The organism is Pirellulales bacterium (genome assembly GCA_036499395.1).
Lineage (GTDB): Bacteria > Planctomycetota > Planctomycetia > Pirellulales > JACPPG01 > JACPPG01.
This window is the reverse complement of record DASYDW010000123.1, coordinates 79,417-97,077: the sequence shown is the minus strand read 5'-3', so window position 1 is coordinate 97,077 and position 17,661 is coordinate 79,417. Positions and strand designations below refer to the sequence as shown.

Sequence of the window (17,661 nt, the reverse complement as noted above, 5' to 3'; positions counted from 1 at the left end):
CCCTTGCTATTCCAAACCGTTCGCGCCCGCCAGCGGGATTTGTGCGCCGCCGACGCGGCCGAGCGTGTTGCGCGGCATGAAGCGCGGTTCGACCATCACGCTGAGACCGTAGTTTTTCTTGCTGGCATCGACGTTGCCGCCGACGCTCATCAAGAACGACTCGCCGACGCGCGTCAGCATGAACTGCTCGCCGATGTTGCCGTTGTGGGCTACGTCCACCGTACCGCCGGCTGACGAGATCCATTTTTCGCTCATGCGGTAACTATACGACGCAATCAGCACTTCGCTATTCACCGGCGTGTATGCATTGGCGATGTCTGGGCCATTGATCGAGCGGAAGCCCACGTAAACGCTAGCGCGCGGCGGCCGATTGATGAAACCGCCTATCGTGGCGATCCGCTGTCCACCGTTGAAGAAGTCGAAAATTCCATCCGAGAGCAATGTCACGCGGTCGCCGACATGCCAGGTAAAGTCGTACTGCGTCAGGCCGACGACCTGGCCGAAATCGTCGCGATTGGCCTGCGGGAAAATATTGGTCGAAAGGTTGAACGAGATCAAATCAATAATGTGCTGATTTCCCGGTAGGCCGCGTTTGGTCTGCCAGCGCTGCTTCAATCCCAACCGGATAGCGGTCATGTTGCCCGCGATTTCCGGAGATTGCGAAGTCACGTCGCTGGCCAGGCCGTAGCGCAACGCGTAATACCGCGGATCCCACTGGGCCGGAACGACATTCGAGTTAAACGTATTGACGGCAAAGCGGCGGTTGAAGGCTTCGATATTGTCGTCGTCGATCGGATCGTACAGCGGCAGGTTCTGGAAGTCCTGCGTGGCGCCGGCCCACGAAGCGTCGACGTCCAACAGTGCCTTGTGGGCGATGCCGTTCACGTTAAATAACGAGCTTTGAATCGTCGGGTCGACGCTCCAGAACGGCAGCGTCGCGCGCACACCGAACTGGCCGTACGCGCGATTCATAGCGCCGTCAGGTTCGCGGAAGTTCTGCGGACCCTGCAGCGTTTCATCCCAGTGAGCCAACTGCCCCAACGCATAAGGGACGAAGTTCACCGCCCCCACGTCGAAGGGGAAATCGATTTCTTGAGTCGTGAAGTAACGCCCTCCGTGAACGTTCGCTTCCCACGGCAACCAATTGAACTTGGCGATTTCACTGGGATCGGTCGGCCGCGCCGCGATCAACATATTGGCATAGCCCAGGCTCGAGTGCTCGTACCAGGTGAGCCGGTCGTCGAGCACGTCCTGGCCGATCAGGTAATGATCCAGCCGCGGCAACCATTGCGTCTGCGTGAACCAGTCGTTGACACGGGCACTGCCCATGATGTCCCAGGTCGAGTTGCCCCGGTACTGCTTGAGCATCAGGTCGGTGTCGTAATCTTTGCTCTGGTCCCATTCGCGCTCGAAGTACTGTTCGAGGAAGTTGCGATCCGAGATCAGACCGAATTCGCCGGTCAGTTGGAAATTGTTATTCAGATACTGGCGATGTCGCCCCAGGATCTTGTAGCGATTGTCGCGATCGGGCTCCGGCAGCAAATTCATACGATCGCTGCCCAGCGTATCGACGCCGTGGTCGTGAATGCCCCAGGCATCGATGAAACCGTTGTAGGGACCTTCGAGGCCGAACAATTCGGACCCGCGCCAACGATAGGCGGTGCCCGCCGCCGGGCCGCGCGCGGTGAAGTAATCGGTGCTGAACGTCCAATCCGTGCCCGGCAGCCGCTTCAGCCCGAAAACCTGGTAGGCGTCCCAATCAATAAGGAACTGCTGACCGAAGATGTGATCGCTCTTGAATCGCGCCTGGCGGATATAGAAGTTCGACTGTTCGACGTCATTTTTAATGACGGGCCAATAGAACACCGGCACATTTTCTATATAGATCAGGTTGCTACGGCTGGTGACCGTGCGGTCGCTCTGCGTGACGGCCTCGCCGGTGGCCGGATCCACCTGCGGCTGCTTGGTGAATGGATCGACAACCGGCACCTGATTGTCTTCGAACAACATGCTCTTGGCTTGCAAGCGGTAACCGGGCAAGGCCAGACGGCTGCTCGTGAAGTAAGCATTCGTGGCGACGAAGCGCCCGGGACCGGTCTGCTGCAGGATGTCTGCCTTCAGACGCATATTGCCCGCGAACTTCGGCACCGGCGACAGGATCTCGGCCGAGAGCACCGTGCCAACCTGGTTGCGGACGTCGTAATACATCCGCTGGGCGTAGATCGTGCGCTGCCCCTGGCGGAACACGATGTTCCCTTCCATGTAGATTTCCAGCGGCACGTTCTCGGGCTGCATGTTCTCGCCGTTGGTCGAGACGGTGCCCAAGGTCCAAATCACGATGTTGTCGGCCGAGATATCCAGCGCACCGAAATTCGGCAGATTGTCGATGATGATGTTTACGCCCTTGCGCATCTGGATGACGGTCTCGTTGCGCTCGGGATTCGTTTCGGCGCGAGCGTCGTACAGAACGCGGCTGCGTGGGAAGAATTGGATGCGGCGCAATCCAGGCGCGGGAACACCGGGACCGGGGGCGGGAGGATCGCCAGGTAGCACATTCTGTGCAACGTACACCGGCTGATTGGATGTGAAGCCGGTCTGGCCCGGCGTGGTCGTGCTGAAGCCGCCAGGCATGCTCGACTGAGCTTGCTGGATATTTGAATCATCCTGCCCGTTGCGACGCGCGAGCGCTCGACGATACAGCGCCGGTTTGACCAATGGCTCGCCACCCGGATTGGTGACGCTCATCGTGACGGGACCGGTGGATTCGAATTCGCCGAGCCAATCCTGATCAACGAAGCCATTGGCTGGTTTGCCGTCGGTCCCAGGCGCGGCGCCGCCAGAGTCGACGACCACTTCGCCGGCCAGATAGGCGATCACGCGGTTGGTCGGTTCGGCAGTTTCTTCGTCGCGCTTGATCCACACGACCGCTTCGTTGCCGGTGGCGCGCGTTGATCCTTGCGCGACGACGCAATGCCCGTGCATGACCCACACTTCGTGCGAGCCTTGTTGCCAATGATCCGCGGAATCGGCATCGACGCGAATCGTGGCGGCCGGATCGGGCGGTGGAAGATCGACGTCGCCTGCCGCGTGCGCAATGTCCGCGAGTGCTACGAGCATCAAAGCGAGCGTCGCGAGAACGCGCGCCAGGCGCGCAACGACAGCGCACGCAACGCATCCGCGTCGCGCGCAGCGTAAGCTCGGCGATGAGGTGAAGGCGGAAATTGTCAGCAGAGTTGCAACCTCGCCGCGCGCCAGGCGAACGCCAGCGCGCGACTCTCAACTTCACGCGACGATTTGAATCGCGCGAAACTGAACGAAACTTCTTACGAGACGTGAACTTCCGGAAAAGTAGAGGGGCGGATTATAGGGGCTTCCGCCGCGCCCGGTCAAAGGCAATTTCAGACCGAAGACGACGTCCGCAAGTCCTTATCAGACGAAGCCTTGCGCTCTCCCTTTCGGCGGCGCAAAACGGCTGCCCCGACGGCGGCTGCCAAGGCGACCGCCGGCACGACCGGGGCGCGCATGCGCATGTCGGTCCAGTAAAAAGTGTGTACGAGCGTAAAACTGACCGCTAGCAGCAGGGCAAAAAGCCACGGGCTCGCCAGCAGATCCCGGCGCAAGCGCCAGGCACCCAAGAGTGCGAGGCTTAGCTCAACGCTGTAAAACACCGCAATGGCGTAGCGCGACATGCGCTCGCGCGGCGTCTGCTGTGGCAGCGCTAGCGGCAACACCCCCCAGAACCGCGACAGGCGATACACGCAAGCGCGCAGAAACATGCGCGGCTCGTCGCGCATCGTTTGCCACGCGAGCGCGTAACTCTCACGATTATTCTCCAGCTCCTCCTGCTGCGCATGAGGGTACTGCAGGATGGTCCCCGCCCAGCCAGAACTCTCGGCGTCCCACGGTTCATGGGGCGCCTTGCGCAGGTGGTCATAGAACGCCCGATTATTGGCCAGCGCCAAAGTAAAGCCGCCATGAGTCGTGGTGACGATGGGGCGTCCGAACTCGATCCAATTGCGCACGGTCCACGGCGCCAACGTCATCGCGAGCGCCGCGACCGTGATCACCATGATTTTTCGCCGCGCCTTGCCCTGCGGAAGTAACCAGCAGAGAGCCGGCAAAGCGGCGATGGCAAAAACCAAAAACGTCGGCCTGCACAGAACACACAGCCCCAGCACAAAGCCGGCATCGAGCGCCCGCACGATCGTTGGCCGCTTGATGACCGTCGTTAGCGCAGCCATCGCGAGCGCTGCCAGCGCCGTGGCCAACGTCTCGGTCATGAAGACGGTCGATTGTTTTAAGAGAATGGGGTCGCAGGCCACGAGCGCCGCGGCCAAGAAGCGCCAGCGCCCTAGCCCCCACTGCGCGCCCACGACGGCGGTCAGCCATACCGTAACCAGACCGAGCGCGACGTGCATCGCGACCACGCCCGTGAAATCGTAATACACGTCACGCAACAATGGCGCCAGCAAGACCGGGTACAGCGGAGGGCGGTAGGCCGATGGTCCGCTGTGCTGCTGGCCAAATGTCCCACGCTCAATCAGGTTCCAGGCCAATTCGTGGTAATTGTCGACATCGGCCCGCAACGACTGGATGTTGTGCGCCGCAACCGGCGCTCGGACCAGTACCGCGAACAGCATCAGCAGTATCACCAACCAGCGATCGGTGGCAGCGTCTCGAACCAGTCGTGGCGTGTCTACGGGCATGACTTGCAGATCGCGAAGAAAGAAAGTCTTTCGAAGAGGACAACCACGAATCACACGAATGAGAGAAAGGCAGACTCGCTTTTTCTTGTTGTGGTGCAAGCGTCCCGCCTGCAATCTAACATCTATCCACCTCGCCTCCCTTCACGGTCTTTCGCACGCGCGCACTTCGTGACGAAATAGATTGTCCCGTCCTTATACAGGTGTGGCATTTCTTCGCGCGAAGCGATCTCGACGAATGGTAATTTGCCGGGCTCGAGGAATTCGACTTCTCGCATAGGTCAGACCTGTCGGAGCGATTCGCGACGTCTGATCGTTGGCGCCATTTGATAGGTGGACGGCTTGCGATAAATACGGGCAGGCGAGACGCCTGCACCACAATGCTGGATAGCGACAACTATACACAGCGCTTGCAGGCAGGGCCCCTCTCCTGGCATGATTGACCCCAATCACGCCCCCCTTTGCCGCTTTTGAAGTCACGATGGATTCGTCAACCGGCGACGCAACCGAGCCCTCTGCATCCGGCCCTTCCGAGGCCGAGATCGTGGTCGATGGCGCGCCGATTCCTGCGCACCTGACGCAAACAATCGGCGGCCGCCTGGCGCAATGGCTGGTCGCGCGTCGCTGGCCGCTGTTGGGGCTGGGGCTGTTGCTGACGGTGATCGCCTGGTTTCCGGCGCAGCGGTTGAGCTACGACCGCTCGGTCGAAAACATGTTCGCGCCCGACGATCCGATCCTGGCTCCTTATCACAAATTGCAGCGCACTTTTGGTGGTAACGAAGTGGCGCTGGCCGCTTACGACGACCCTGATCTGCTCACCGCCGCCGGGCTGGCGCGCTTGGAAAAGCTGAGCCAAGGACTGGCCGAGGTCGAAGGGATTGCCAGCGTGTTGAGCCTGACACGCAGCCCCTTGGGGACGCAATTGCTTCTCTGGCCCATTGCGTCGCAGCGTGAAGCATTTCTCAAGCTTTCCGAGGGATATACCGTTAGTGCCGATCGGCGTACCGCGGCCGTGGTGTGCGTGTTCAAGCCTGAGAGCGAATCGAAGATCGAGCGCTGGGAAACCGTCGACCGCCTGCGCGAGGCCATCGATGCCGTGACGCCCGGCGGCGTACTGACGGGCGAACCGGTCATGGTCGTAGACGGGTTTCGTTATTTGGACGAGGACGGCGAACGGTTGGGCATCGCGTCGACAATCCTCTTATCTCTGACGATCGTCTTCTGCTTTCGCAGCATTCGCTGGGTGATCGTGCCAATGGCAGTGGTCTTCTCGACGTTGATGCTGACCGAAGGGCTATTGGTCGGCGGCGGCTTCCGCATGAGCATGGTGAGCTCGATGTTGTGGGCCGTCGTGGCCGTGATCGCGATCGCCACGGTCGTACACATCGTGATCGGCTATCGCGAGCTGCGCGACGAAGGCTTTCTGCCGCGCGAAGCAATGATCGTGGCCGGCGGCGCGCTGGCGGGACCGATTTTCTGGGCGTGCATCACGGATACGGCCGGCTTCGGCTCGCTGATGGTCTCTCGCGTGGGGCCGGTGCATGATTTCGGCCTGATGATGTCGATTGCCGCCGTGCTGACGCTGCTCGTGATCATGATGCTGGTGCCAGGATTGTCGCTGGCCGGAAGAATCGACGCGGATCCGAAACGGGCGTGGGGCGAAGGGCATCTCGATCTCAGCCTGCGATGGTTGTCGTCGTTGATCGAGCGCCGCCCGTTGCTTTTGGCCACGATCGTCGTGGCCGTAACGGGTCCGCCACTGTTTGGAACGTTCTGGCTCGAGGTGGAGAGCGACTTTACGAAAAATTTCCGCCGTTCGAGCCCCATCGTACACGCCTACGATTTCGTGGAATCGAAGTTGGGAGGCGCCGGCGTTTGGGATTTGATCGTGCCGGTGCCGGCCGAAAATGATCCGCAGTTCGTGCCGCACGTGCGACGTCTGGAAGAGCGTTTGCGCAGCGAATGCCTGACCAAGGACGCGCAAGGCGAAAGTCAGCCCGCACTGACCAAGGTGCTGAGCGTGGTGGACGCATTGGATGCCCTGCAGCCGGGACGCAAAGTCGATTCGACGCAGCTCGGCGCGACGCTGGCCCCGTTGAAAAAGATGATGCCGATCGTGGCGCTACTGCACGGCCATGACCCCCAGGACGACGATCGCGAGTTCGTGCGGATCATGCTGCGGTCGCAAGAGCGGCAAGGCTCGGCCGAGAAAGAACAGTTGATCCAGCAAGTCACGACGATCAGTCGCGAGGAGTTTCCCGCCGCCCAGGTGACCGGATTCTACGTGTTGCTGACGCGGTTGATCGAAAGCATGTTGGGCGATCAATGGTTGACGTTCATTTTGTCGACCAGCGGAATCTTTCTGATGATGTTGATCGCTTTCCGCAGCGTTCCCGTGGCGCTGATTACATTGATTCCCAATGCTCTGCCGATCATGGTCGTTACGGGCCTGCTGGGATGGCTGGGGCTGAAGATCAACATGGGGGGAGCGATGATCGCCGCTGTCTCGATGGGACTGGCGGTCGATTCCTCAGCTCACTACATCACGGCATTTCGCATGTTCCGCGCCCAAGGACAATCGATCGACCAGGCCCTGCGCTCGGTCCACAACAGCGTCGGGCGGGCTGTGGTATTTTCGACGCTCGCGCTGATCGTCGGGTTTACGGCGCTCTGTTTGAGCCAGTTCATCCCGACGATTTATTTCGGTGTGCTAGTGAGCCTGGCCATGATCGGCGGCATGCTGGGAAACCTCGTGATTCTGCCGCTGCTGTTGAAGTTGATCACGCCCCGCGACGATCCGCCGCGAAGCCCGAAACGCGAGCCGGCCGAACTTCCCGCAACGACGGCTTCCGCCCGGTAGACGGTCCATCCGCTTCTCGTCTGGGTGTTGCGGCGGCGAGTGTCCACTTCGCGTTGTACCGATGACGCATCATCGATACGAATGTGCTGACCCTATTCCCGGTTCAATCCGTAGTGATATTACCCCGCTCGGGGCATCGATTCGCATGCCTGTTGGCCACTCGACTACCGCGGGTTGGGGCTTCGTGAAAAAGTTCACTTACTTTTCGGTAACTCTGTCGGTACGGCGCGTTTTATGGCGAAGGCGCCGTTTGCGACGGTTGGGGAAAGCCTATAATTGAGCAATCGCACAACCGCGAATTGTAAATCAGGCGGCTTACGGTTCGCGGTGTTCAAGCCCCTTCGGAAAGGCAGGCATGCCTTCTCCGAGCAATGTAGTTGGAGGTCTCTATCATGCATGCCCTACTTCGTTTGTCAGCGTTTGCAGCCTTGTTGGTTGTGGCATCGACGGTCAGTGCCGCCGATGATCAGAAGAGCACCGGCGATCAGGCCGCTGCGGCGCAGCACCACGCAGGCGCGCAAGATTCGCGCGTGCAACGGCACAACGGCCATTGGTGGTTCTACACCGCGCAGAACAACTGGCTCGTGTGGCAGAACAACGCGTGGGTTCCGTACAGCGCCGGCATGTTCGCCGGTAACCAGACTGCCAGCCAGCCGGTGCGCCGCTATTCGTACAACCCTGGCAATCAGGGGAACAGTGGTTACTATCCGCGCCTGAATCGGGCGCCGGGCGCTTACGGTTCGAATCGCTCGATTCGTTACGCCGGCTCGAAGATCAATGCCGACTACGCCCCGTACACCGGTGGCAGCGTCCAGTAGTCTGACAAATAACGCCCACGCTATCCCGATGTGGTAGCGGAATCGCGAGGCGGAAACGCCATCGCGAAAAACAAAAAGCCGTGTTCGTTGGCCGCCAGGCTAATGAACACGGCTGTTGTTTTTTAAGGGCTCACGCGAGGCGAGCATCAATCGGTGAAATGGCCCAGTCCCTCGGTGTAGTACGACGAGGAATCCATGTTGTAGAAGTTCCGGTCCACGTCCTCGCTGTCCTGATGATTGGCCGCCATTTGCGCCGTGATCGCGGCTGTGTGTGCCATGATCGCCTTCGACTCTGCGTTTTGCGATTGTAGCTTGGTCATCATGTCGTTCAGCTTGGCGAGGCGAGCGTCGATCGTGTCGAGCTGCTTGGTGATATCCTGCTGACCCTGGGACGTCTCGCGCAACTTCGCGTAAGAAGCCCGGGCCTTTTGCAGATGAAATTGCGCCGATTCCGCGTGGTCCTGCAACACGTCGGGCGGGACGGTTTGATGCACGGCGGCATACTTGTGCAGCAGGCGAATATGGTCGTTTGCGTGCGTGTTGTGCGCCTTGGCCATTGCCAGGTGGTACTTCGAGTCGCGCATGGCGGCAGCCTTGTCATCCGTCGGGGCCGCGGCCGGCGTCTTCGCGGCGGCGGTAGTCGGCGTTTTCGCCGCGGGGGCGCTCGAAGTCTTTGCCGGCGCCGAGGGCTGCGTCTGTGTCTTCGCCGGCTGCTGTTGATAGGCCGCGGCCGAGCACGAGACGGCAACTGCCACGGCCGTGGTCGCCTGCAAAATCTTACGCTTCATGGTTGATATCCTAAGCAGAGGTATTCGGTGAGGGAGCGGGGCGATTGATTCCGGTTCGACCCTCGACGTACCACTACACCGTCGACGCCTAATTCTCCGCCCCTGACGCGGTGCAGGCAACTGCCGGTAGTACCGAACGTCGTCACGCGGGGGGTATGGCTATCGCGTCCGACTCGATTCCAATTCGGCCAATTCGCGTGGTGGCTCCTGATGCGCCTGGGCCGTGTCATCGGCGGCCGCTTTGCCGGAGTTCTGACAGCAATTCGGGCAGCGGTATTCGACGACCCACACGAAGCTCGGGACCTTGCGTGTGACTTCCTTCTTAACGGGGATGTGCCGGGTCTTGATCTTGGCGCATCCGGGCTTCCAGATACCGAAGGTCCATTTGCCGCACTCGTCCTCTTTGCAACATTCCCCGCACAGTTCACTGCAACCGGGCACGCATACGTCTTCGCATTTGACATCCCAGCAGGTTTTGGTGATTTCCTTCTCGATCGGCTTGCAAACGCAGACTCGTTTGCAGCAGGCGTGGCACCCGCATTTGTCACAAGTGCGATCGGCAGCGACGGCCAGCGCAGGAGAAGTCAGCAGGAACGCTAGAACGCAGCAAGTCGTGACGGATCGCATGGATGTCCCGTGCGGCGATGGCCCGAAGTGAGTAATGCCCACGCTCAAGGTTTCGGCAGTCGCGGCGCCAGTAATTCTGCGATTTCGCGCGCTTCGTCGATCTCGTGCCGATAGCGGATCCTTTCAATCGCTGCACGCGGAGCAGTTTCACAGGCGTCATGCTCATTCCAGCGCGCGGCCGCGGCAGCGCGCATGCTCGGAGTTCCGCATTCAAACCTGCACAAGCGACGACAGCACGGGATGACTGCCAGCACTGCAACCGTTAGTTTGCGGCGAATGACGTGAGTTTGCCGGTGGCGGCGGCGATTTCGGAACGTTCTTCCTTAATTACGCTTCCCACTTTTTCGATGTTTCTTCCTGGGAGCCGGAATCCGCCCGCAACGGTTATTCCGTCTTTAGCGGCGTCCGGCTCCATGACGATAGGCCGAGTGGGGTGTGACAAAAAGTCGCAGCGCGAGATGGTCCAGTTTCGACCTGCGTCGGGGGCGGATCGCCCGAAGGAACTCGAAGAGATTGCCTTGATGCCTTTGTTCTGTTCGCGTTCCCTGAAGCGCAATTCGATTGCGCTCCTAGCGATGTTGCTGCTGGTGGCGGCATCCGGCATCAATGCGCGCATGGCCGCGGCACAATCTGGCACACCGAACGCTCTGCCGATCGCCGCCGGTCCGGCCCAGCCTGACATGGTCGCTGGTGTAACCCAGCTGCCAGCGAGCGTTGCTTCGCTCCCCGCGCCCGTCGCCATCGGCACGACGCCCCCTGGTCCATCCGCGGCCCTCGCCCCCCCACCCAGCATCGTATCTCCCTATCTCGACACAACGCGCGTCACGCCGTTCGGCGATATGGCGACGCGGCAATCGTCGCCGACGATCGTGGCCGGCTTGCCCATCCTGTCGGGCACGTCGCTACCCACGGCTGCGCCCGAGCCCATTTGGACACCGCAGCCGGCGCCGGCAGTGAATCCTGCTGTCGGGCCACAGCCTGTCTCGGTGGCGAGCGCCGTGTTAGGCCCCGATGTTCCGCCCGGTGTCGTTCGTGCGGCGGCGCTTGCGCAGAAGCCGCTCTACGATCCGGAGCAACCGGGTAATCTCGATAAGTATTTGGAGCAGGTAGAAGGCCGGCTTGGTCGGCTGGAGAAATTCGCCAGCACCCCGCCGAAGCTCCCCTTCATTCAGCTCACTGGTTTCTTTCAACTCGATCAAGGCTTCTTCAGCCAGTCCGATGGTAGCAAGGACGACCTGGGCAACATTCAGAATGGCATCGGCTTTCGCCGTACGCGTTTGGCGGCGGTCGGCAAGGTTAGCGACTTCACGGGCTACAGCTTAGAAGTAGATTTCGCGACAGCCGGACGTCCCAGCTTCTTCGATACGTGGGGTGAACAACAAAACCTGCCGGTGCTCGGCACGATCCGCATTGGGCAGTTTCGCCAGCCGACGACGATGGACGCTTGGACGAGCGTTCGCCATCTGGAATTCATGGAGCGATCGTTGCCGTTTCAGGCGCTTGATCCCTTCCGCCGCGTCGGCGTGATGGCGTACAACATGAGCGACAGTCAACGTACGACCTGGGCCTACAGCGTGTTTGGCACCGGCTTCACGTTCTGGAATCCCAATTTCGCGGGCGGCGCGAACACGCAATTCGGCGACATCGGTGACAGCCGTTTCGCCGAGCAATTGGGAGACAATGGCAGCGTGTCCGGCGCGATTCGCGCCACGCACCTATTGTATTACGACGAGCCGTCCGAAGGGCGCTACCTATTGCACGCCGGCGGTGGGTTTACCGGCGGTTCGATCGGCGGATCAGGCCCGTTCGCCCACACGTTCATCTCGCAGCCGCTCCCCGAGTTCTTTGTCGGTGATGCTAGTGGTGGCGGCGCGACGGCGGCCGGGACACCTCCAGTCGTCAGCACCGGGCGCATTCTGGCGAGCAGTTATCAGTACTACCACACCGAGCTAGCCGCCAACGCCGGCGCGGCGAGCTGCCAGAGCGAATTCCTGTTCTATGTGCTCGATCAATTAGGGGGCCCGCCGATTTATCTGCCGGGTGCTTACGCGCAGTGCGGCTATTTCCTGACGGGCGAGAGCGCCGCGTACAACAAGCAAGCCGGCGTACTCGACTACAACGTCGTCCCCTACAGCGACTTCTTCGGGCTGGGAAAAGGGAAAGGATTTGGCGGCTGGGGAGCGTGGCAGGTCGCGGCGCGCTGGTCTTATCTCGACTTGGACTGTGCGAATCTGCTTCCGGCGAATCAACAGATCGTCGCCAATGGTACGGCCCCGCAAAACCCGAATTACGGCTCAGTCAACGAGAGCACGGTGGGCATAAACTGGTGGTGGAATCGGTACACCCGATTGCAATTCAACTGGATTCACAGCATGCCGGTCTATCGAAACAACGTAGCGTTGCCCGGCACGCCCAATGCGGTGGTATTCAATGGATCCGCGCCGTTTGATATCTACGGAATGCGGTTCCAGGTCGAGTTCTAACCGTTGCCTGTGTCACTGCTAACGGTTATCCCTGCCGCGTGCGCGCGAAAAGCTGCGTATGCGATCAACGGGGGCCGCGTGGACGAGTGCGCAGCAAAAAGGCCGCCAAGTCTTCGCGGACCAATGCGGCCTTCTTTCTCGTTTGGCAATTACATAGCGCATTCGCGCTTGCGATCAGTCGATGAAGTGTCCTTCGCCGGAGGTGTAATACGACTGCGGAATGCGCGTGCCCCCCTGCTCGCGTTCGACAAAAACGCTGGTGGCGCGCTGAGGCCGTGGCGCCGGCACAGCAACTGGCGGCGATAGCTTGTTGATCTTCTCAAGCAATACCGCTTCGCGGTCGGCAATCTCTTTCAGGCGTTGCGAGATCTCGGCATCGCGTCGCGCCTCTTCGCTGATTAAGCGATAATTGCGCTGCGCGAATTGAACCTCGGTGCGCACCGAAGCCGCGTGCGCTTTCACGGCCTTATCACGATCGGGCAATGCGCGATAAAGTTCGGCCAGTCGGGCATGTTCCGCGGCCAGCTCGTCGTACACCTCGGCGGCGGCCAGAAAGTACTTGTCCCGCGAAGTCGGCGCTTTTCGCGGCGAGACCGTTGGCATTGCCGCAGTACGCTGCGCGATCGCGGAACTCGAAACGACACCCAACAAGCAGAAGACTGCCGAGGTCAACAAGACTTTCTTGGCGCACATAACGCCTCCCTGAGAGACGACGGTTCAAAGTATTCAGTCGAGTTTCTTGAACGTCGGTCTACTCGTTTCGAAGATCACTTTCGAATCGCTTGAAACGGCACTTTGTTCCGGACGAGGAAAGAAGAACTATCGTCGCGACCAACGGAATGTTCCCTTCCTTACCGGTGAATTATACGGTGCAGTTAACACACCGTAGCGGCGACTCTTCATCACCTTTCGACGTCCTTCGGGTTCCATCTTAATCCCGAAAGAATGCCGTGTATCCAGCGACATTCTGTCGTATGCGATGGCCGCTTCAGGTGCGTCGTCTTGTCGCAGTCGGCGGTGCTTTTACCCGTAGCGACGTGTGAAAAGGGGCATTGCTGCGACAAAACGTCGCATCGCACTTCGTGATGAGTTTCACGAGGCACGGGACAGAACTTGAAGGACTGTGACAGCCGTCGAAACACGACACCTGGGAGGCGATCGCTTTTTACCGCCGCAGGGCCCGGCAATTGGCGTCGACGAAGCGCAGCAGCTCGTCCTTCCACACGCCGGCGTAGTCGACGCCAATCCGTTTTGTGCTACGAAGCGGGGGGCGATCCAGTGGAGTGTCGACGAAGAACAGCTCGTTCCCGGTCAGGTCCAGGCCGTTATGCACGCGGGTGACTTGCAGACCACGAGCCAGCCGGCCGGGTCCGATGATGTGGGCGTCCCAATCGCCTAGCGGTTCGGCGCCGCGCAACAGCACGGCCTGCGCATCGCCCTTCTTACCAACCACGACGTTCAGCATGTCGTGGATGCCGTAGATCAGGTAGACGTAGGCGAAGCCGGGTGGGCCGAACATGATTTCGGTCCGCTTGGTGCGCCCTTTCGAAGAGTGCGAGGCGAGATCGTGCGGCCCGAGATAGGCCTCGGTTTCGACGATCCGCGCGCGAAGCTCGACGTCGCCGATGCGGCGCACGAGGATCTTTCCAATCAAGTCCTGGGCGACGTCGATCGCCGGCCGAGCGAAGAAAGCACGGCGCAACTTCTTCGTTCGCGTTGGCCGTGGAGGAGATGCTTTCTTTTTCACGAAGGTTTTCGCAGAAACTGTCGCGAGGATGACGGCTCGGGACTCCCAGTGTGCCATCTCTCATGATAAGCGGCGAGGTGATCACTGAGGACCGAGCGTGATGCGATCAGGCATTATCGCGGAATAGCCGGCTACCGCGGCGGATGGCGGCGCCGCCGAATCGATTCTGGATCGCATCGGCCACGGCGTCGAGCTGACCCTGCTTTTGATGATCTTCGTTGTCGAAGAGCTGCTGCTGCAAGCGGGGATCGGATTGCAAACCGCTGACCCCCATGCCTAACAGCCGGACGGACAACTTCTTGCCCTCGGCATAGCGAGTGAGCAATTCGGCCGAAGCTTCCCACAACTCTTGCGTGACATTCGTGGGGCGAGGCAGTGTCCGTGCGCGGGTCACCGTCTGGAAATCCGCCAGGCGAATCTTGAGGTGGACCGTACGCCCCGAGAGTTCGTGCCGGCGCAGCCGACGGCCGACCTGCTCGGTCAAGTCCAATAGCCACGCACGCAGCATTTCCTGATCGGTGATGTCGCTGGCGAATGTCGATTCGTGCGAGATGGTCTTGGCGTCGCGATCCGGAATCACCTTGCGATCGTCGATGCCGTGCGCCAATTCCCACAGACGCACACCGACGCGGCCGGCCAGATCTTGCAACGATTCCTGGGGCAGAGCGCGAAGCTGACCGATGGTCGCAATCCCCAGGCGCTCGAAAACGCTGCCCGTCACTCGGCCGACACCCCACAGGCGACCGATCGGCAGGGGATCGAGGAATTGTTGCTCCTTGCCCGGCACGACGACGACCATGCCGTCTGGCTTTTCGAGGTCGCTGGCGATCTTGGCCAGAAACTTATTAGGAGCCACGCCGACCGAGGCCACGAGTCGAAGCTCGTTGCGAATCTCGTCTTTGATGCGCCGACCGATCACCTCGGCCTTGCCGAACAGATGTTCGCTGCCGCCGGTGTCCAAGAAGGCTTCGTCCAGCGATAGGGGTTCGACCAACGGTGTGTAGCGCGCGAAAATCGCGCGAATCTGTCGCGCGATGCCCGCGTAAAAGTCCATCCGCGGGGGTAACACGATCGCCTGCGGGCAGAGCCGTCGCGCCGCGGCCGCCGAAATGGCGCTATGCACGCCGAAGCGGCGCGCTTCGTAATTCGCGGCGGCCACGACCCCGCGCGTTTCCGGCTTGCCGCCGACGATGACCGGCTTGCCAACCAACTCTGGATTCTCGCGCTCCTCGACCGAGGCGTAGAAGGCATCCATGTCGATGTGCAGAATCATCGGTCGTGGCTCGCAAGAATAGCGTTGGCGCGCCTAGTCGCGCGGCTTCGCGAATCGATAGATCGTCGTGTGGGGTCCGTCCTCGGGCATCAAATAAATCTCGCCGCGGAACAGCGCGCACCCCTCGCGGCAGAAATTACTGCCGCCGGTTTGCAATGTTCCCTGCGGCTGCCATCGTGACACCAGAGCCAGCGTCGTCGCGTTCAAACGATCGACGACCGGCACAGGCGACATGCCGGGGCGCTTCTCGGTGCCACTGGCCAGGATCAAATCTCCATCGGTTTTCAGGTCCTGGTACGCGGCAGCGCGCGGATTGGCCGATTCGCCCAGCCGTTTGCCAATCAGGCTGAGCCGATAAAAAGTTCTTGCGTCCCAATTCGCGGCTACGATTTCGTCGGGAGCGACGACGGTCAGGCAGCCAATGTGGTCGTCGATCGTGAACGAAGCCAGGGTCTCGAGCGTGGTCGGATCGAGCTTTGCAATCGTCGTGCTGGATCGCGGACGGTATTCCGCAACCGGAACCCAAAGCGCGCCGTCGACCACGTCGATACCGCCTGGATGAAACTGCGCACCGAACGACAGCTCGCGCTGGGCGGTGACGTTGCCCGTGCTGCGTTCGACGCGAAAAACCAGGCCGCGTTTGGCGCCTCGATCGACGCTCGAAATCCAATAATGCTCGGCCGAGACCGCCAGGCCTTGCACGTGCTGCGAGGCAAACGAGAGAGATTGCTTAGCGATCAGCGGCAGTTCCGTCACCTTAGGCGGATCATCGGCCATCGTCGGCCGCGCGGAACTCAGGCTAATCAGTATGGCCAGAATGACGTGCAGGCGAGGGTTCATCGTCTGAATCGCAGGATGCGGTTTGCGGGCTCGTCACAAGCGACGTGGCATTCAGCTTGCGTGACCAGCATACACCATGCTGGCACCACCGGGGCACGACAAGAACCGTCGGATGGGCGAGGACCGTCGTGGCTGTTCAGCGGCCAACAGTCAGTCGTTTTAGCGGGATATTGTGGGAAATCCGGCGATTGGCGACCACGAATTCCTCGTGGCACGTGACTTGCATTGCCGTAATCGACATCGAGCGTCGGTTTTAGACGCGGCACGAATCAAACACTTTTAGCGAGGAGTTACTGTCATGGCTGGTAAAGCTGAAGAGTTAAAAGGGCGCGTCAAGGAAGCCGCTGGTGCCATTACGGACAACAACAAGCTGCGCCGCGAAGGTCAGATCGACCAAGCCGCCGGCAAAGTGAAGCAGGGCGTTGAGAAGGTCGTGAAGAATGTGCAAGAGGGCGTCAAGCAAGCCAACCGGAAGTCCTAAGACGCTGCCGCAGTTCAAGGAACTTTTAACCAATTTAAAAACGGAGTTATCCGATGCCCACTAATGCTAAACGACACGCCCGGACCGCGGCCTCGAATGGTCGGCATGCCGCTCGAACGGTTTCCCGCGATGCGGCTAACGCCGGACGGGAAGTTCTGGAGGGAGTTCGCGAACAGGTTTACGACGTCATGGAATCGGGACGCAGCCAGATCGATGATATGGCGGAATCCGCCCGGGATTCGATTCGGTCGAATCCCTTTCAAGCCATTGCGATCGCAGCAGGGGTCGGCTTCTTTTTCGCGCTCATCATGCGAATTATGCGTCGATTGAGTTAAGGCGTGCCCGAGGGAGGTATGCAAAATAAACTTTAACCACGCCGGGGTGCTTCGCAAACGGAGTCGTCGTGGAAGGTGGGAGGACGGATCATCTATGAAAATGGCAACGCTCAAAGAACTCTTCCTTGAGGAGTTGAAAGACCTGTATAGCGCCGAGAAGCAATTGATCAAGGCGCTGCCGAAAATGGCGAAGGCCGCCACGGCAGAGGATCTGCAGCAAGGTTTTCTCGATCATCTCGAGCAGACCAAGGGGCATGCCGAGCGCCTGGAACGCGTCTTCGAGTTGCTCGATCAAAAACCGCGAGCGAAGAAGTGCAAGGCGATGGAAGGATTGATCGAGGAAGGGAAGGAATTGATCGCCGAGGATGCCGAGCCCGAGGTCCTGGACGCGGGTCTAATCGCGGCGGCCCAACGCGTCGAGCACTACGAAATCGCCGGCTACGGCTGCGTGCGAACGTATGCGGAATTGCTCGGCGAAACAGACGCCAGGGATTTGTTGCAGCAGACTCTCGACGAGGAGGCCGCCACCGATAAGAAGCTGACGCAGTTGGCCGAGCGTATCAACCTGGATGCTGAGCATCCTCAGTCGGACGAAGACGAGGAGCCAGGCATTCCCCACCGCGGCAACCAGCGAAAGCGGAAGCGAGAAGCGGCTCAGGCTCGGTAGGTGGTGTGTGTCGCTCAGGGCCAGTTACCATTAACGGGC

General features: G+C 60.3%; 13 protein-coding genes. 5 read left to right on the top strand and 8 right to left on the bottom strand.

What is annotated here, in order from left to right; translation table 11 throughout:
- Positions 1-6 precede the first annotated feature (6 nt).
- The gene (locus tag VGN12_24455; GenBank protein HEY4312624.1) at positions 7-3,117 is read right to left on the bottom strand and encodes an organic solvent tolerance protein OstA; all 3,111 of its coding nucleotides are present in this window, start codon (positions 3,115-3,117) and stop codon (positions 7-9) included.
- 281 nt (positions 3,118-3,398) lie between these two features.
- On the bottom strand, positions 3,399-4,706 hold the full coding sequence (locus VGN12_24450) for a hypothetical protein (GenBank protein HEY4312623.1): 1,308 nt from the start codon (positions 4,704-4,706) through the stop codon (positions 3,399-3,401).
- 478 nt (positions 4,707-5,184) lie between these two features.
- Between VGN12_24450 and VGN12_24445 the strand changes: the two genes are divergently transcribed.
- Both VGN12_24445 and VGN12_24440 read left to right on the top strand, forming a co-directional pair.
- Positions 5,185-7,563: an MMPL family transporter gene (locus tag VGN12_24445; GenBank protein HEY4312622.1), complete on the top strand. Its 2,379-nt coding sequence runs from the start codon at positions 5,185-5,187 to the stop codon at positions 7,561-7,563.
- A 392-nt stretch (positions 7,564-7,955) separates the two neighbouring features.
- The gene (locus VGN12_24440; protein HEY4312621.1) at positions 7,956-8,381 is read left to right on the top strand and encodes a hypothetical protein; all 426 of its coding nucleotides are present in this window, start codon (positions 7,956-7,958) and stop codon (positions 8,379-8,381) included.
- 146 nt (positions 8,382-8,527) lie between these two features.
- Here the strand turns inward: VGN12_24440 and VGN12_24435 are convergent, their stop codons facing one another.
- Together VGN12_24435 and VGN12_24430 are read right to left on the bottom strand one after the other, a co-directional pair.
- Positions 8,528-9,169 (bottom strand): hypothetical protein, encoded by a 642-nt coding sequence (locus VGN12_24435; protein HEY4312620.1) that lies wholly within the window; start codon positions 9,167-9,169, stop codon positions 8,528-8,530.
- Between the two features lie 159 nt (positions 9,170-9,328).
- Positions 9,329-9,796, bottom strand: coding sequence for a hypothetical protein (locus VGN12_24430; GenBank protein HEY4312619.1), 468 nt, complete (start codon positions 9,794-9,796; stop codon positions 9,329-9,331).
- A gap of 413 nt (positions 9,797-10,209) precedes the next feature.
- Here VGN12_24430 and VGN12_24425 point away from each other — a divergent pair, with 413 nt between their 5' ends.
- Positions 10,210-12,279: a porin gene (locus VGN12_24425; GenBank protein ID HEY4312618.1), complete on the top strand. Its 2,070-nt coding sequence runs from the start codon at positions 10,210-10,212 to the stop codon at positions 12,277-12,279.
- Positions 12,280-12,453: 174 nt separating this feature from the next.
- Here the strand turns inward: VGN12_24425 and VGN12_24420 are convergent, their stop codons facing one another.
- The 4 genes from VGN12_24420 to VGN12_24405 form a co-directional block, all read right to left on the bottom strand.
- Positions 12,454-12,972 carry a hypothetical protein gene (locus VGN12_24420; protein ID HEY4312617.1) on the bottom strand — a complete coding sequence of 173 codons (519 nt, stop codon included), beginning with the start codon at positions 12,970-12,972 and terminating at the stop codon, positions 12,454-12,456.
- A 472-nt stretch (positions 12,973-13,444) separates the two neighbouring features.
- Positions 13,445-14,026: a DNA-3-methyladenine glycosylase gene (locus VGN12_24415; GenBank protein ID HEY4312616.1), complete on the bottom strand. Its 582-nt coding sequence runs from the start codon at positions 14,024-14,026 to the stop codon at positions 13,445-13,447.
- Between the two features lie 106 nt (positions 14,027-14,132).
- Positions 14,133-15,299, bottom strand: a complete 1,167-nt coding sequence (gene dinB / locus VGN12_24410; GenBank protein ID HEY4312615.1) for a DNA polymerase IV — start codon at positions 15,297-15,299, stop codon at positions 14,133-14,135.
- Between the two features lie 33 nt (positions 15,300-15,332).
- Positions 15,333-16,139 carry a DUF6454 family protein gene (locus tag VGN12_24405; GenBank protein HEY4312614.1) on the bottom strand — a complete coding sequence of 269 codons (807 nt, stop codon included), beginning with the start codon at positions 16,137-16,139 and terminating at the stop codon, positions 15,333-15,335.
- A gap of 298 nt (positions 16,140-16,437) precedes the next feature.
- Between VGN12_24405 and VGN12_24400 the strand changes: the two genes are divergently transcribed.
- A complete protein-coding gene (locus tag VGN12_24400) occupies positions 16,438-16,620 on the top strand; it encodes a CsbD family protein (protein HEY4312613.1) in 183 nt (60 codons plus the stop codon).
- A gap of 435 nt (positions 16,621-17,055) precedes the next feature.
- The gene (locus VGN12_24395; protein HEY4312612.1) at positions 17,056-17,622 is read left to right on the top strand and encodes a ferritin-like domain-containing protein; all 567 of its coding nucleotides are present in this window, start codon (positions 17,056-17,058) and stop codon (positions 17,620-17,622) included.
- Positions 17,623-17,661 lie beyond the last annotated feature (39 nt).

Coding starts and splice junctions, on each gene's coding strand:
- VGN12_24455 (HEY4312624.1), bottom strand. CDS start 3,117: ATGCTCGTAGCACTCGCGGACATTGCGCACGCGGCAGGCGACGTCGAT.
- VGN12_24450 (HEY4312623.1), bottom strand. CDS start 4,706: ATGCCCGTAGACACGCCACGACTGGTTCGAGACGCTGCCACCGATCGC.
- VGN12_24445 (HEY4312622.1), top strand. CDS start 5,185: ATGGATTCGTCAACCGGCGACGCAACCGAGCCCTCTGCATCCGGCCCT.
- VGN12_24440 (HEY4312621.1), top strand. CDS start 7,956: ATGCATGCCCTACTTCGTTTGTCAGCGTTTGCAGCCTTGTTGGTTGTG.
- VGN12_24435 (HEY4312620.1), bottom strand. CDS start 9,169: ATGAAGCGTAAGATTTTGCAGGCGACCACGGCCGTGGCAGTTGCCGTC.
- VGN12_24430 (HEY4312619.1), bottom strand. CDS start 9,796: ATGCGATCCGTCACGACTTGCTGCGTTCTAGCGTTCCTGCTGACTTCT.
- VGN12_24425 (HEY4312618.1), top strand. CDS start 10,210: ATGACGATAGGCCGAGTGGGGTGTGACAAAAAGTCGCAGCGCGAGATG.
- VGN12_24420 (HEY4312617.1), bottom strand. CDS start 12,972: ATGTGCGCCAAGAAAGTCTTGTTGACCTCGGCAGTCTTCTGCTTGTTG.
- dinB (HEY4312615.1), bottom strand. CDS start 15,299: ATGATTCTGCACATCGACATGGATGCCTTCTACGCCTCGGTCGAGGAG.
- VGN12_24405 (HEY4312614.1), bottom strand. CDS start 16,139: ATGAACCCTCGCCTGCACGTCATTCTGGCCATACTGATTAGCCTGAGT.
- VGN12_24400 (HEY4312613.1), top strand. CDS start 16,438: ATGGCTGGTAAAGCTGAAGAGTTAAAAGGGCGCGTCAAGGAAGCCGCT.
- VGN12_24395 (HEY4312612.1), top strand. CDS start 17,056: ATGGCAACGCTCAAAGAACTCTTCCTTGAGGAGTTGAAAGACCTGTAT.